Raw genomic sequence first — 13,673 nt, forward strand, 5'->3', positions numbered from 1 at the left:
TTGGTAGAGTAGCTGTCGTGGAGCTGAAACTCGGGGTCATGCCCGTCCTCGGCGGCACCGGCGCCGCCGATCCCGCCACCACCGCCCGCTTCGTCCGGCTGCTCGAAGACCTCGGCTGCGAGTCCGTCTGGGCCGTCGAACACGTCGTGGTCCCCGACGACTACACCTCGGTCTACCCGTACGACCCGGGCGGCCGGATGAGCCTCGGCGCCGGTGACGACGTCCCCGACCCGCTGCACTGGCTCACGTTCGCCGCCGCCTGCACCACGACGCTGCGCCTCGGCACCGCCATGCTCATCCTGCCCGAGCACCACCCCGTCGACCTTGCGAAACGGCTCGCGACCGTGGACGTGCTCAGCGGCGGGCGGCTCCTGGCCGGGATCGGCGTCGGCTGGCTGCGCGAGGAGTACGACGCAGTCGGCGTGCCGTTCGAGGAGCGCGGCGCCCGCGCCGACGAGCACCTCGCCGCCATGCACGCCCTGTGGACCCAGGCGCCCGCCGCCTACACCGGCCGGTTCGTCTCGTTCCGGGACGTGCACAGCCGCCCCCGGCCCACCCGGCCCGGCGGCGTGCCGATCGTCGTCGGTGGGCACTCCATGGCCGCGGTCCGCCGCGCCGCCCGCTTCGGCAGCGGCTGGTACCCCCTCGGCGTCACCGGCGACCGGTTCGCCGTTTTGCTGGGGGCTTTGCGCGCCGAGTGCGCCGCCGCCGGTCGCAGCATCGACGACATCGAGATCACCATGCGGGCCCCGGGCAACGTCGGCGACCTCGAGACACTGCGCTCCCTGGGCGTCGCCCGGGTCGTCATCCGCGCCGACCCGAACGATCCGGTGGGTGTGCGCGACAAGGTCCGCCGGTATCAGCGAGAGGTCCTGCGAGTATGAGATCTGTAGTGATCACCGGCGCCGCGCAAGGCCTCGGCCGCGCCCACGCCCTGGCGTTCGCTTCGGCCGGCGCCCGACTGGTCCTCAACGACCTGGACGCCGGGGCCCTCGCGGAGGTGGCCGCGCTCACCGGCGCGGTGGCGGTCCCCGGCGACATCGCCGACTGGGACTTCGCCGCCGCCCTCATCGGCACGGCCGTCGCCGAACACGGCCGGCTCGACGCCCTCGTCAACAACGCCGGCCTGGCCCGCGACCGGATGGTCGTCAACCTCGCCGAGGACGAGTGGGACGCCGTCATGCGGGTCAACCTCAAGGGCACCGCCGCCCCGCTGCGGCACGCCGCCGCGCACTGGCGGGCCCGGTCCAAGGCCGGCGAGGCCGTCGCCGCCAGGGTCGTCAACACCACCTCCGGTGCCGGGCTCATGGGCAGCGTCGGGCAGGCGAGCTACAGCGCCGCCAAGGCCGGGATCGCCGCCCTCACCCAGGTCGCCGCCGCGGAACTGGCCCGCTACGGCGTCACCGTCAACGCCATCGCGCCCAGCGCCCGCACCGCGATGACCGAGGTCGTGTTCGCCGACGCCATGCGCGCCCCTTTGTCTGGTGCCGACTTCGACGCGATGGCGCCGGAGAACGTGTCGCCGCTGGTCGTCTGGCTCGCCGGCGCCGACAGCGGCGACGTCACCGGCCGCGTCTTCGAAGTCTCCGGCGGCAGCGTCAGCGTTGCCGGCGGCTGGCAGCACGGAGAGACCCGCGACGCCGGCCGTCGCTGGCACCCCGACGAGCTCGGCCCGGTCGTCCGTGACCTGCTGTCGCGCGCACCTGCTCCGGCGGCCGTCTATGGCGCCTGAGGTTTCGCTGCGCGCCGCCGACATCCGGGCCTGGCTGCGCGAGCACCTGACCGGCGAGTTCGCCCCGCTCGTCGGCACCGGCGGCCCCGGCCGCGAACACGAGCACCTCGAGCTGCGGGCGAAATGGGAGCGGGTCCTCGGCGCCGCCGGCTGGATCGGCCTCGGCTGGCCCGCACCCTACGGCCGCGGCGCGACCATCGCCGAACAGGTGGTGTTCTTCGAGGAGTACGCCCGCGCCGGCGGCCCCGGCCGGCTCAGCCACATCGGCGAGTACCTCCTCGCCCCGACCCTCATCGAACACGGCACCGACGCGCAGCGCCGCCGCTTCCTGCCGCCGATCGCCAGTGCGTCGGAGCTGTGGTGCCAGGGGTACTCCGAGCCCGGTGCCGGCTCCGACCTGGCGGGCGTCCGCACCCGCGCGACCCTTGCCGACGGTCGCTGGCTGGTGAGCGGGCAGAAGGTCTGGACGTCCCTGGCGCACGTCGCCGACTGGTGTTTCGTGCTCGCCCGCACCGACCCCGCGTCCACCCGCAAGGCCGGCCTGTCCTACCTGCTGGTGCCTCTTTCTCAACCCGGTGTCACCGTGCGGCCCATCGTGCAGCTGACCGGGACCTCGGAGTTCAACGAGGTCTTCTTCGACGAGGCGGTCACCGACGCCGACCTGGTCGTCGGCGCGCCCGGCGACGGCTGGCGGGTCGCCACCAGCACCCTGTCCTACGAGCGCGGCGTCGCCACCCTCGGCCAGCAGCTCGGCTTCGCCCGGGAGCTCGCCGCCGTCGTCGCCATCGCCCGCGCCAACGGCACCTTCGACGATCCCGTCGTCGCGGACCGCATCGCCGACGCCTGGGCCGGGCTGCAGGGCCTGCGCCACCACGCGCTGCGGGCGCTGTCGGCCACGTCACCGGACCCGACCGGCGCCTCGGTGGCGAAGCTGCTGTGGGCCGGCTGGCACCAGCGCCTCGGCGAGCTCGCCATGGACGTCGGCGGGGCCGCGTCCACCGTCGCCTCGGCGGCGCCGTACGACCTGACCGACGCCCAGCTGCTGTTCCTGTTCACCCGCGCCGACACCATCTACGGCGGCTCCGACGAGATCCAGCGCAACATCGTCGCCGACCGCGTCCTCGGCCGGGTGCAGCGATGACCCCCGAACAGGACGCGCTGCGCGCCAGCGTCGCCGACTTCTTCACCACCGGCGCCGGGGCCGGCGTCGACTGGGCCCGGCTCACCGGCGAGCTCGGGCTCACCGCCCTCGCGATCGGCGAGGAACACGGCGGTTTCGGCGCGTCCCTCGTCGAGGTCGGCATCGTCCTGGAGGAGGCCGGCGCCGCGCTGCTCACCGCGCCGCTGCTGTCCACCACCGTCGCAGCCCTCGCCGTCGACCCGTCCCTGCCCGCCGCCGCGGACCTGCTGCCCGCGCTCGCCGCCGGCGACCTGATCGGCACCGTCGCCCTCGACGGCACCTGCACCGCCCGCCCCTCCGGCGACACGTTTGTTCTCGACGGCTCGTTCACGCACGTCCTGGACGCCGCGTCGGCCGGCGTCGTCATGGTGTCGGACGGGACCGCGCTGTTCGCCGTCACCGACCCCGACGTGCGCCCTCAGCCGACCCTGGACCAGACCCGCGGCCAGGGCACCCTCGTGCTGTGGCAGGCACCCGGCCGGCTCGTGTCCCGCAACCCCTCGCACGCCCACGATCTGCTGCACGCCGCCCTGGCGGCCGAGTCGGTCGGCGTCGCCCGCGCCGCTCTCCGGGTCACCGTCGAGCACCTGCGCACCCGGACGCAGTTCGGCGTGCCCCTGGCCACCTTCCAGGCGCTGCGGCACCGGGTCGCCGACCTGCACGTCCAGCTGGAGCAGGCGGTGTCGTCGGTGTGGTTCGCCCTGGACACCGCCGGCACCCCCGAGTTCGCCACCGCCGCCCCGCTGGCGAAGCTCATCGCCACCGAGGCCGCGTACACGGTGACCCGCGCGTCGATCCAGCTGCTCGGCGGGATCGGCTTCACCTGGGAGCACGACGCCCACCGCTACCTGAAACGCGCCACCGCCAACCGCCTCCTCGCCGGCGACCCCGTGACGTTGCGCCGCCTCCTGCTCTCCCGCGCCGACCTGTAGCGCCATTCACTGGTGGCGGACCGGGACCGAGTACTCCACCGCGCCCATGAGGTCGCCGACAGCGCGCGTCCATGGTTGAGCGCCACGACGAAGTGCGGCACGCCGACCTCGCGGGCGATGCGGACGTACTCCTCCGTCTGCGGCATGGGACCGTCGGTCGCGGCCACCGTCAGGATCCCGCAGTCGAGCCGGGCCACGTCTCCGGTATTCCCGCGGACGTAGCGGGGGTTGCCAGCGAAGTCGAGATGCGTGTAATACCGGTAGTCGCTCTCGTATTCGACCTCCGCGGTGTGGATCGTGATCCCGCGTGCGATCTCCTCCGGATCGCTGTCGAGCTCGTCGAACGGCGTGCACGCGGTGACGCCCGGGAGCCGGTCATGCAGGACCTTGGTGATGGCCGAGGTCAGCGTCGTCTTGCCGTGGTCGATGTGGCCGAGCGTGCCGATCGTGAGGTGCGGTTTGTTCGGGGAGGGCCGCCGCCGCACGGGTTTGGGCGATGGTCGCCGGAGCGGCGGGGACTGCGGGACCGGTGGGGGAGTCAGGTCGACGGCGGGGTCATCGCCCGGCCGATTGGTGACGGCCTCCTGGAGCAGGCCCACCCAGGTCTCCGGGGCACGTTCGGGCGGCGCATACGCGGCGTTGCGGGCGAGGGCCAGGTCCCCGATGGTGCCGGTGCCCCGCTGGTTCGGTGCGGGCAGACCCTTGGTGCGGGCCGACAGCGCCAGCCGGTTGAAGACCGTGGTGATCGTGAGCAGCTCCGCCCCGCCCGGGACGCCGGTGCGCAGCAGGTCGATGAGTTCACCGGTGAAGGCGGTGTGCCGCGCGCCGGGCGGGGCAATCGCAAAGGCGTTCGGATGGGTCGCGGTGAGGACGCAGGTGCCCGCGATGCCGAGGTGGTCGGCGAGGTCGTCGCCCATGGTGGCGATGGCGCTGCCGCTGAAGCAGCAGTCGAGGATGACGACCCGATTGTTCGCCGGGCTGTTGTCGAGCACGCCGCACCAGGTCGTACGCCAGTGCGCTGACCTCGAGCTCGTCGGGATGGGTGTCGGGAAGGCTGAGGTACAGCTCCCCACGGCGCCCGGTCCGGCCGTGCCCGGCGAAGTAGACGATCAGGGTGTCCAGGTCGGCCTCGTCGGCATGCTCGTCGCGCTGACGGTCCTGCCCGCGGTGCTCGCGCTGCTCGGCACCCGGATCAACGCGCTGCGCGTACCGCTGCCGAAACGGCAAGCAGAGCACGACCGGCGGGGCGTGGGCCCGCATCGCGCACGCCGTCATGCGCCGGCCGGTCCCGGTGCTCGCCGCCGTCGTGCTCGTGCTCGCCGTCCTGGCGTCGCCGTTCCTGCGGGCGGAGTTCGGCGCCGCCGACGAACGCGTCCTGCCGCCGGGCACCTCCAGCCGCGTGGTGTCCGAGCGGCTCGCCGCCGAGTTCCCGGGCGGTGGCGGTGACACGCTCACGGTGCTGGTCAGTGGCGCGGACCGGGCGGCCGCGGACGCGTTCGCCGGCGACATCGGCCGTCTCGGCGGGGTGACCCAGGCGACGGTCACCGCGACGAAGGGTGCGTCGTCGGTCGTCACGGTCGCCTACGCCGGGCCGCTGAACCGGGACCTGGTCCTGGACGTCCGCGCGCTGCCGGCCCCGGCGGGCGCGCAGGTGCTGGTCGGCGGAGAGGCCGCGGACGTCGAGGACCGCCTCGAAAGTCTGGGCGGCCGGCTGCCGTACATGGCGCTCGTCGCCGCGGCGGGCACGATGGTGCTGCTGTTCCTGGCCTTCGGCTCGCTCGTCCTGCCGGTCAAGGCCGTGCTCATGAACCTGGTGTCGATCGGCGCGTCCTTCGGCGCGATCGTCTGGATCTTCCAGGACGGGCACCTCAGCGACCTGCTCGGCTTCACCCCGACCGGCGACCTCGAGGCCAGCCAGCTGGTGCTCGTCCTGGCCGTCCTCTTCGGCCTGTCGACCGACTACGAGGTGTTCCTGCTGTCCCGGGTCCGCGAGGAATGGGACCGCACCGGCGACAACACCACCGCGGTCGCGACCGGCCTGCAGCGCACCGGCGCCATCATCACCTCGGCCGCGCTGCTGCTCATCGTCGTGGTCGGCGGCTTCGCCACCCGCGGCATCTCGTTCATCAAGATGATCGGCGTCGGCATGATCATCGCCCTGGTCGTCGACGCGACGATCGTCCGGGCGCTGCTGGTCCCGGCGACGATGCGGCTGCTCGGCCGGGCCAACTGGTGGCTGCCGTCGCCATTGCTGCGGGTGTACCGGCGCTTCGGCATCCGCGAGTCGGCGGGTGACGCGGACGGCGGGCCGGAAGCGCCCCAGCCGGGCCTCGTTTCCGCTCAATCACCCAGCAGCGCCTGACACCGTCACCTCGCTGCCCGTCCGGGTCGCGGTGATGAAGCCGACGCCGGCGAGCCGGCGTCGGTGCGTCCGTAGCGGGCGGCGGCGTCGGCGCGGTGGTGCGTCTCGGGCCGCCACCCGTGCTCGGCCTGCACTTCGCCCTGACCGACCCCGAGCCGATGTTCGAGGTCGAACTGGCCTCAGGCCTGCACCGCAAGCAGCGCGGGAAGGAGGGTCCCATGACATCGACCCATTCGGCGTGTGCGGCGACCTCGGCCTCTTCGGCGATATGAGTGCGTGGGGAACCATCGTTCGTCATGACGGTCGGCGTCCACGGAGCGTGACTCAACTGGAGGAGCTCTGCACCGGACTCCGGGCGGCCCTGGTGCACCGGACACCGTGGTCGGGTGACGAGTGCCGGATCGTCGGCGGTGAGGTCGGGTGGAGTGACCCGGGTCCCACCCGGTTCGGCGATGTCGGCCATCACCCGCGATACGCAAACCACACCCGGGGCTAAACTGCCGCTGGCCGGCAGTCAGCGGCCGGTGTTCTCGCGGACAGCCGACCAGGATGACCCGGCGGCTGGACGTCAGTGGGAGGTGGGGTGTGGCCGACCGCAGTCGGCGGGAGTCGACCGGCACGGCCACGGCACCGCCGGCGCAGCAGGTGTGGCTGGACGAGGTGGCCACCGCGGCCGCTCGGGACGCCGGGAGCGTGCCGGTGCAGCTGCTCGGCGACTACCTGCCGATGCTCGCCGACGCGGCGGTCAGCGGCCGCCGGCCCGAACGCGCCGAGCTCGACGCGGTGGCGCTGCTCGGCCGGCAGGCCGCCGAGCAGGGCATCTCCGCCGGACGGGTGGTGCAGCTGTACCTGTCTGCGGCCCGCAGGTTGTGGCAGGACCTGCCCATGGTGGTGCGCTCCGGCGACAGCGAGGTCGTGCGGGCCGCGGCGGCCGCGGTGTTGCACGTCATCGACGACGCCGTCGCCACGCTCGCCGAAGGCTACGCGGTCGCGCGGCGGGACCTGGTCAGGCGGGAGGAGGCGCTGCGCCGGGAACTCGTCGACGACCTGCTGCGCGGCGACTCCGACCTGGGCAGCGTGGTGGAACGGGCGGAACCGTTCGGGCTCGACCTTGCCCAGGTACACCAGGTGGCGCTGGCCGCGCCAAGCCGGCGGCTGCCGGACGCGGACGCGGCGATCAGCGCCCTCGAGGCGGTCATCTTCGACCGGCTCGGCGACCGCGACGTGCTCGTCGCCACCAAGGAGCACCTCCTGGTCGTCCTCGCTCCGGCCGAACCCGCCGCGGCCGGCGCGACCGTGCCCGCGGGCCGCGACAGCGAGCTGGGCGAGCTGATGCACGGCGAGCTCGAGCGGTTGCGGCACGGACGGCCGTGGCGGGTCGCGGTCGGCCGCCCGCACCCCGGCCTGTACGGCATCGCCCGCTCCTACGAGGAGGCCCGCGAAGCCCTGACCATGGCGGGACGGCTGCACGTGGACAAGCCCGTCATCACCGCGCACGACCTGCTCGTGTACCGCGTCCTGCTGCGCGACCAGCCTGCCATCGTCGACCTGGTCGCGGCCGTGCTCAGCCCCCTGCTGCAGGCCCGCGTCGGTGTCGGGCCGCTGCTGGACACGCTGGACGCCTACTTCGCCACCGGTGGGGTCGCCACCGAGTCCGCGAAGCGGCTGCACGTATCGGTGCGCACCGTGACGTACCGCCTGGGCCGGGTCAAGGCCCTCACCGGCTACGACGCGGCCGACCCCGCCCACCGGTTCACCCTGCAGGCCGCGGTCCTCGGCGCCAAGCTCCTCAGCTGGCCGGCCGAGACCCGCAGGAGCACGACCTGACCTGTCGGCAGCCGGAACGCGCGAGGGCGTTCAGCGCGGCTCCCGGTCGCCGGTGACGTCGAAGACGCCGAGCAGCCCGGCCAGGACGATCGCCTCTTCCCGGGTGAGGGTGAGGCGGCAACAGCCGTCCGGTTCGCCGGCGCCGTGGATGAGCTCTCGGCGGCCGCCGGCGTGGTGCGCGATGACGGTGACGCGGCGCCCGGTGGCACTGGTGAACGACCGGCACGTGCCGATGCCGGGCAGTGAAATCCGTTCGATCTCCATGCGGGCTCCGCGCTACATCCGGTGCCGGTGATCGGCGTCGGCGCAGCCGGGACAGCGGCTCGCCGCCGGCTGCCGGAGCAAGTGGTCGATGCGAATGTCGGCCGTGCATGCGGTACACACGCCGTAGCGGCCGCGTTCGAACGAGTCCAACGCGTGCTCAAGGTCGCGGAGCCGACGCCGGGTGAGTGCGGCCAGCGCCGGCTGTTCGGTGCCGCCGTCGCCGTCCGGCGGTGGCTGGTTGAGCAGGCGCAGCTGGGTGCGGCAGCGGTCGCGGTGCTCGTACAGCAGCACCCGCAACACCTCGAGCTCCCGCTGCCTGCTCAGGACGCTTGTCATGGCCGGGCCGTCGTGGCCGTCGCGATCCGGCGGATCGCATCGGCTGTCTCGGCGACCGCCGCACGTGCCGCCTCGATCGCGGCCTCGTCCTGGGCCGTCCTGCGCGGGCGGTTCGTCAGGGCCGTCAGCCCCGCCACGTGCAGCGCGAACTGCGACTCCAGCTGCTCGTGCAGCATCGCATCGACGGGGCTGGTGGCCTGCGGCATGATGGCCTCGCTTTCTTCGTTCATGGGAGCGCTCGGCGGCGGACGGTCAGCACCCGCTGGCCTGGCAGGGCACGCAGAGCCGGGCGTGTGGCAGGATCTCCAGCCGCTCGGCGGGGATCGGGCCGGTGCAGCGTTCGCAACGGCCGTAGCTGCCCTCGGCGATGCGTGACAGCGCGGCGGTGACCTCCTCGATCGCGCGGCGGGCCGTGGCCGTGCGCGTGGCGATCGCGTGCGGGTCCTCGCCGGTGGCGCTCGGGTCGGCGCCGACGGCGACGAGGGCCGCGAGGGTCGCGGTGTGCTGTCGCAGCTGATCCTGCAGCGTCTGCCGCACCGTGTCGATGCTCGGGCCGGTGTCGACGTTCATGTGGATCTCCCATCAGCGTGTCGGAAACGGTGTGCCGCGCCGGTCCGGGCCGGCGTGACGGAACTGGTGTGCTGCGCCGGTCAGAACCGCACGGCGCTGCGGCGCAGTGCGGCGAGCGCGGCCAGGCCGGCGCCACGTGCCGCGGCCAGATGCGGTGCGGCGGGACGGCGCACCGGGGTGCCTGCGGCGCCGGCGATGCGGGCGGCCAGCCGCGGCCGGGCCGCACCGCCACCGACGAGGAGCAGGCCACCACGGACCGCCGCGGCGATGGCCTCGCGGTCACCGGCCTGCCGGCACACGTGACGGACGAGGTCGGTGACGGCGGTGACGACGGCCGCGTCAGGGTCCGGCCCGTCGGTGTCGTCGTGCAGCCCGACATCGCGCCGCCGGGCCGCGACGGTCACGCCGTCCGCGAGCACGGCGACCTCGGTCAGGTGCGCACCGATGTCGGCGATCAGCAGCGGCGCCGAGGCCGCGTCCGCACCGATCGCGGCCGCGCGTACGGTGTCGATGAACAGCAGCCGTGCCGGTTCGAACGCCGCCGTCAGCAGGCCGCGTACCGCCTCCAGCTGGGGGTCGCTGCCCACGGGCCGGCACGCCACGATCACGGCGCCGCCGGGCAGCGGGCGCCGCCGGCCGGTCCGAAGGCCCGACAGCAACGCCCACATCGCCTCCGGGTCGGTGATCCGGCCCCGGACGACCGGACCATGACCCGGCGTCCTCGGCGTCCCGGGATAGCCGACCTGCAGCAGGCCGTGGCCCGATGCCCAGATCCTGGTGCTCGCGCCGCCGAGGTCGAGCCCGACGGCCGAAGGCTCGTGCGGTGCTGCGTTGCCGGAAAGCTGGGTGAACATGGGGCTCTCCTCTCGGATGCCAGGACGCGGCCCATGACGGGGACGGGGGATTGCCGGGCCGCACGGGCCACGGGTCAATCGACCGAGGGTTACCGCGTGCGGCTGTAGACGGACCGGCGGTCAGCGAACGGCGGTCGTCACGCCGTGCCGGCCGGGGCCGGGCGGTGACGACGGCCGCAACGGGCGCGCGAGTCCGAGCCGTCCCCTCGACGCGCGGCATGCGGCGACCGGGACAGCGGTTCGCCCGCCGTGCACCACACCAGTCGCCATGATCACCACCCCGCGTGCGTAGTACCGAAGGAACCTCCAGCATCGGCGACCGGCCGGCGGCCGACATCGTGAGCGGTCGGCAAACCTCACGCCGCTCTGATTGCCGACCACCGGCAATGTCGTCGACCCCGGGCCGACGAACAGGGCGGCGAGCGGCTGTCCCCGCGAACCCCAGGCAGGCGCCGGCCCGCTCGCAGAGTCGTACGTGTCTGCGGCCGTGACGGCGGCCCGCAGCTGCCGGCCATCAGAACCGCGACGCCTGCAGTCGATGCGGAAAACGCCGGGGTGGCAGCGGCCGCGAGATCGAGGGAACGACCGTCGTCAGCGTCAACGTCCACCTGGCGAATCTGCCTTCACCGCAGCGTTGACCCGAGCGGGGGAAGCGGACGGGTCGGCGTGTCGGATCGGAATGGCGGCCGTCAAGGATGTCCCGCCGTCCGTAGGACTCGTGATCGTGGTGCGGATCTCTCGGCGTCCGTGGCCGCGGTCGGTGGTGCGGTCGACCGGGACGAGTCGCCAGGGCAGGCCGGCGAGTTGCTGGTGCACGGTGGGCTGGTTGCCTTTGGCGGTAAAGATCCAGTGGGCGCCGCGCTGGGCGAGGTAGGTGACGTGGTCGCGTTGGCAGTGCAGCGCGTCGGCGGTGATCACGGTGCCGTCCAGGTCGTGGAGCTGGTCGAGCAGCGCGGCGAAGCGGGTGATGGACGGACGCGTCGCGGTTGGCCTGGAACGGGCAACCCGCCCAGGGGAGGAGGACCCGGGTGGTGGTGAACGTGAGGGTCAGCTGTTCGGAAGCGGGCACCGCGGCCGATACGAGTGTGTCGGGCAGCGCGTCGAAGAAGGCTTCGTACGCCAGTGCCGTTGCACGCCGCCCTGGCGGCCGAGTCGGTCGGCGTCGCCCGCGCCGCTCTCCGGGTCACCGTCGAGCACCTGCGCACCCGGACGCAGTTCGGCGTGCCCCTGGCCACCTTCCAGGCGCTGCGGCACCGGGTCGCCGACCTGCACGTCCAGCTGGAGCAGGCGGTGTCGTCGGTGTGGTTCGCCCTGGACACCGCCGGCACCCCCGAGTTCGCCACCGCCGCCCCGCTGGCGAAGCTCATCGCCACCGAGGCCGCGTACACGGTGACCCGCGCGTCGATCCAGCTGCTCGGCGGGATCGGCTTCACCTGGGAGCACGACGCCCACCGCTACCTGAAACGCGCCACCGCCAACCGCCTCCTCGCCGGCGACCCCGTGACGTTGCGCCGCCGCCTGCTCTCCCGCAGTGATCTCTGAGTCTTGCACCGGGAACCTCCGCTTCCGGCCGGTCGAGGTCGGCTCAGAACCCGGGGCCGGCCCGAAAGTCCCGGCGTGTCGTTCTCCTGGCGGGTTGTCGCCACCGTCGCCGCCGTGGCCACACGCCGAGCGGCCGGAGCACCGCGCCGCCATCGGCACCGCCGAGGAGCTGGCGCGGCTCGAATCCGCCTACGCCACCTGGAAGGCGGCGCCGGCACTGTTCCCGCGGCCCGCCGGAACCCGGCTCACGCAGCCGAGGCCCCGGTCGGATGACCGGGGCCTCAGGGTTGGGTGTGGGTCAGCCGAGGGACTCGTGCTGCCAGATGCTGCCGTTCCAGAAGATGTGCTGGAGGGTGTTGTCGGTGCCGGTGGCCATGACCTGGACCCAGTTGGCGGCGTCGACGGCGATGGTCGGGTCGTCGGCGATGGTCACGCCGGGCATCGTCTCGTGGACCCAGGCGGTGCCGTTCCAGAAGATGTGCTGGAGGGAGTTGCTGGTGCCGCGGGCCATCACCTGGATCCAGTTCATCGAGTCGACGGTGATCGCCGGGTCACCGGTGACGGTGACCCCGGAGATCGCCTCGTGGGCCCAGGCGGTGCCGTTCCAGTAGACGTGCCGGAGGGAGTTGTCGGTGCCGCGGGCCATCACCTGGATCCAGTTCATCGAGTCGATGGTGATGGTGGGGTCGCCGCCGATGGTGACTCCGGCGATGGCCTCGTGCTGCCAGGTCGAGCCGTTCCAGAAGATGTGCTGGAGGCTGTTGTCGGTGCCGCGGGCCATGACCTGCAGCCAGTTCATCGAGTCGTAGGTGGTGGTGGGGTTCCCGGCGATGGTGACTCCGGCGATGGCCTCGTGCTGCCAGGTCGAGCCGTTCCAGAAGATGTGCTGCAGCGAGTTGTCGGTGCCGCGGGCAAACACCTGCAGCCAGTTCATCGAGTCGATGGTGGTCGCGAGGTCACCGGCGACGCTGACCCCGGCCATGACCTCGTGCTGCCAGGTCGAGCCGTTCCAGAAGTAGTGGTGCAGGGCGTTGTCGGAGCTGCGGGCAAACACCTGCAGCCAGTTCATCGAGTCGACGGTGGCGACGGGGGTGCCGGTGATCTGCACGCCGCTGAAGAGCGTCTCGGTGCTCCAGACGTTGCCGTCCCACCAGGTGTGGCGCAGTGCGCCGCTGGCGCCGCGTTCGAAGGAGTGCAGGGACTCGGCGCCGTAGTTGACGAGCTGGGTGCCGGGGGCGGGCCTGGACACGTCGGCGGGAGGTGGCTCGTTGGTGCTGTTCGCGGCGCCGACGGGTGAGCTGAAGCCGACGATGTTGGTGTTGCCCAGGGCGTTGGTGCGGGTCTGTTGTTTGACGATGTTGCTGGTGTTGCCCTCGATGGTGGTCAGGACTCCACCGGTGTAGGACTTGACGATGCCGACGTGGTCGATGTCTGAGTTGCTGCCGTTGAACGGTGCGTCCCAGTCGTAGACGACGGCGTCGCCGGGCTGCGGTGTGTATCCGCTGCCGCGGGCGTGCCAGGTGCCATTGTTGATGCCGTACTGCCGGAATGAATAGGCCCAGGAGTCGAGGCCGGAGAGATTGGTGACACCGGCGGTCTTCCATACGTATTTGGAGAAGTCGGCGCACCAGGCGACGGTGCGGTATCCGCTGGTGCTGCAACTGTTGGAACCGGTGACGAGTTTCCCGCTGTAATAGTTGCAGTTGGAACCCATCGGTGATTCCGTGTTGTGGCCGGTCGCGGCGAGCTCGGTCTGGGCGGTGCTCACGATCGACGTGCGCAGCGTGTTCGCCGCGGCGGCCGGGGCGGGGATGGTGAAGACGGCGGCTGTGGCGGCTGTGGCGGCGACGGCGGCGGTGAGGGCCGCGGCGGTGAGACGGTTCTTGTTCATGATTTCCCCTCGGTGGTGGTGGTCGTGTTCACGGCAGACTTCTCCCCGTGTCGGTATTCGTGGTCTCAGAAAATCGCCGCCGTTTGTTGTATTTCCCGGTGGCGCATTTCCTTGATGTGACTACTGTGCGGCACGGCAACGGCGACGTCACTGGATCCGGGCTGGCACCAACGTGCCTGGCAC

At 72.5% G+C, this 13,673-nt stretch carries 14 protein-coding genes and 1 pseudogene; 7 read left to right on the plus strand and 8 right to left on the minus strand.

The genetic code is table 11. From position 1 onward, the window contains the following. The first annotated feature begins 17 nt into the window (after positions 1-17). From Dsi01nite_RS35135 to Dsi01nite_RS35150, 4 genes are read left to right on the plus strand one after another with little or no spacing between them, the layout of a single operon-like run. Positions 18-884, plus strand: coding sequence for an LLM class F420-dependent oxidoreductase (locus Dsi01nite_RS35135; protein ID WP_203850656.1), 867 nt, complete (start codon positions 18-20; stop codon positions 882-884). Continuing rightward, the gene (locus tag Dsi01nite_RS35140; protein ID WP_203850657.1) at positions 881-1,732 is read left to right on the plus strand and encodes an SDR family oxidoreductase; all 852 of its coding nucleotides are present in this window, start codon (positions 881-883) and stop codon (positions 1,730-1,732) included. Before Dsi01nite_RS35135 ends, Dsi01nite_RS35140 begins: the two co-directional genes overlap by 4 nt. After that, positions 1,722-2,873: an acyl-CoA dehydrogenase family protein gene (locus tag Dsi01nite_RS35145; protein ID WP_203850658.1), complete on the plus strand. Its 1,152-nt coding sequence runs from the start codon at positions 1,722-1,724 to the stop codon at positions 2,871-2,873. The genes Dsi01nite_RS35140 and Dsi01nite_RS35145 overlap by 11 nt, the downstream gene beginning before the upstream one ends. Continuing rightward, a complete protein-coding gene (locus Dsi01nite_RS35150) occupies positions 2,870-3,844 on the plus strand; it encodes an acyl-CoA dehydrogenase family protein (protein ID WP_203850659.1) in 975 nt (324 codons plus the stop codon). Before Dsi01nite_RS35145 ends, Dsi01nite_RS35150 begins: the two co-directional genes overlap by 4 nt. Before the next feature lie 74 nt (positions 3,845-3,918). On the opposite strand, the pseudogene Dsi01nite_RS57635 reads toward Dsi01nite_RS35150, so the two are convergent. Further along, positions 3,919-4,329, minus strand: a pseudogene (locus Dsi01nite_RS57635) (GTP-binding protein); the annotation flags it as partial. 788 nt (positions 4,330-5,117) lie between these two features. Here Dsi01nite_RS57635 and Dsi01nite_RS35160 point away from each other — a divergent pair. Both Dsi01nite_RS35160 and Dsi01nite_RS35165 read left to right on the plus strand, forming a co-directional pair. Beyond that, positions 5,118-6,206 carry an MMPL family transporter gene (locus tag Dsi01nite_RS35160; RefSeq protein ID WP_203850660.1) on the plus strand — a complete coding sequence of 363 codons (1,089 nt, stop codon included), beginning with the start codon at positions 5,118-5,120 and terminating at the stop codon, positions 6,204-6,206. A 585-nt stretch (positions 6,207-6,791) separates the two neighbouring features. Further along, positions 6,792-8,033, plus strand: coding sequence for a PucR family transcriptional regulator (locus Dsi01nite_RS35165; protein WP_239136397.1), 1,242 nt, complete (start codon positions 6,792-6,794; stop codon positions 8,031-8,033). Between the two features lie 30 nt (positions 8,034-8,063). Here the strand turns inward: Dsi01nite_RS35165 and Dsi01nite_RS35170 are convergent, their stop codons facing one another. From Dsi01nite_RS35170 to Dsi01nite_RS58975, 6 genes are all read right to left on the minus strand, one after another. Further along, a complete protein-coding gene (locus tag Dsi01nite_RS35170) occupies positions 8,064-8,297 on the minus strand; it encodes a cation:proton antiporter regulatory subunit (RefSeq protein ID WP_203850662.1) in 234 nt (77 codons plus the stop codon). A gap of 12 nt (positions 8,298-8,309) precedes the next feature. Continuing rightward, positions 8,310-8,633 carry a hypothetical protein gene (locus tag Dsi01nite_RS35175; RefSeq protein ID WP_203850663.1) on the minus strand — a complete coding sequence of 108 codons (324 nt, stop codon included), beginning with the start codon at positions 8,631-8,633 and terminating at the stop codon, positions 8,310-8,312. Continuing rightward, positions 8,630-8,863: a hypothetical protein gene (locus tag Dsi01nite_RS35180; protein ID WP_203850664.1), complete on the minus strand. Its 234-nt coding sequence runs from the start codon at positions 8,861-8,863 to the stop codon at positions 8,630-8,632. Before Dsi01nite_RS35180 ends, Dsi01nite_RS35175 begins: the two co-directional genes overlap by 4 nt. Before the next feature lie 22 nt (positions 8,864-8,885). After that, a complete protein-coding gene (locus Dsi01nite_RS35185; protein WP_203850665.1) occupies positions 8,886-9,203 on the minus strand; it encodes a TraR/DksA family transcriptional regulator in 318 nt (105 codons plus the stop codon). An 80-nt stretch (positions 9,204-9,283) separates the two neighbouring features. Beyond that, on the minus strand, positions 9,284-10,057 hold the full coding sequence (locus Dsi01nite_RS35190) for a rod shape-determining protein (protein ID WP_203850666.1): 774 nt from the start codon (positions 10,055-10,057) through the stop codon (positions 9,284-9,286). A gap of 597 nt (positions 10,058-10,654) precedes the next feature. Next, positions 10,655-10,975, minus strand: a complete 321-nt coding sequence (locus Dsi01nite_RS58975; protein WP_373318892.1) for a hypothetical protein — start codon at positions 10,973-10,975, stop codon at positions 10,655-10,657. Positions 10,976-11,185: 210 nt separating this feature from the next. Between Dsi01nite_RS58975 and Dsi01nite_RS35200 the strand changes: the two genes are divergently transcribed. After that, a complete protein-coding gene (locus tag Dsi01nite_RS35200; RefSeq protein WP_203850667.1) occupies positions 11,186-11,599 on the plus strand; it encodes an acyl-CoA dehydrogenase family protein in 414 nt (137 codons plus the stop codon). Between the two features lie 298 nt (positions 11,600-11,897). Here the strand turns inward: Dsi01nite_RS35200 and Dsi01nite_RS35205 are convergent, their stop codons facing one another. Continuing rightward, a complete protein-coding gene (locus tag Dsi01nite_RS35205) occupies positions 11,898-13,490 on the minus strand; it encodes a DUF8189 domain-containing protein (RefSeq protein WP_203850668.1) in 1,593 nt (530 codons plus the stop codon). Positions 13,491-13,673 lie beyond the last annotated feature (183 nt).

Source organism: Dactylosporangium siamense (assembly GCF_016862795.1).
Lineage (GTDB): Bacteria > Actinomycetota > Actinomycetes > Mycobacteriales > Micromonosporaceae > Dactylosporangium > Dactylosporangium siamense.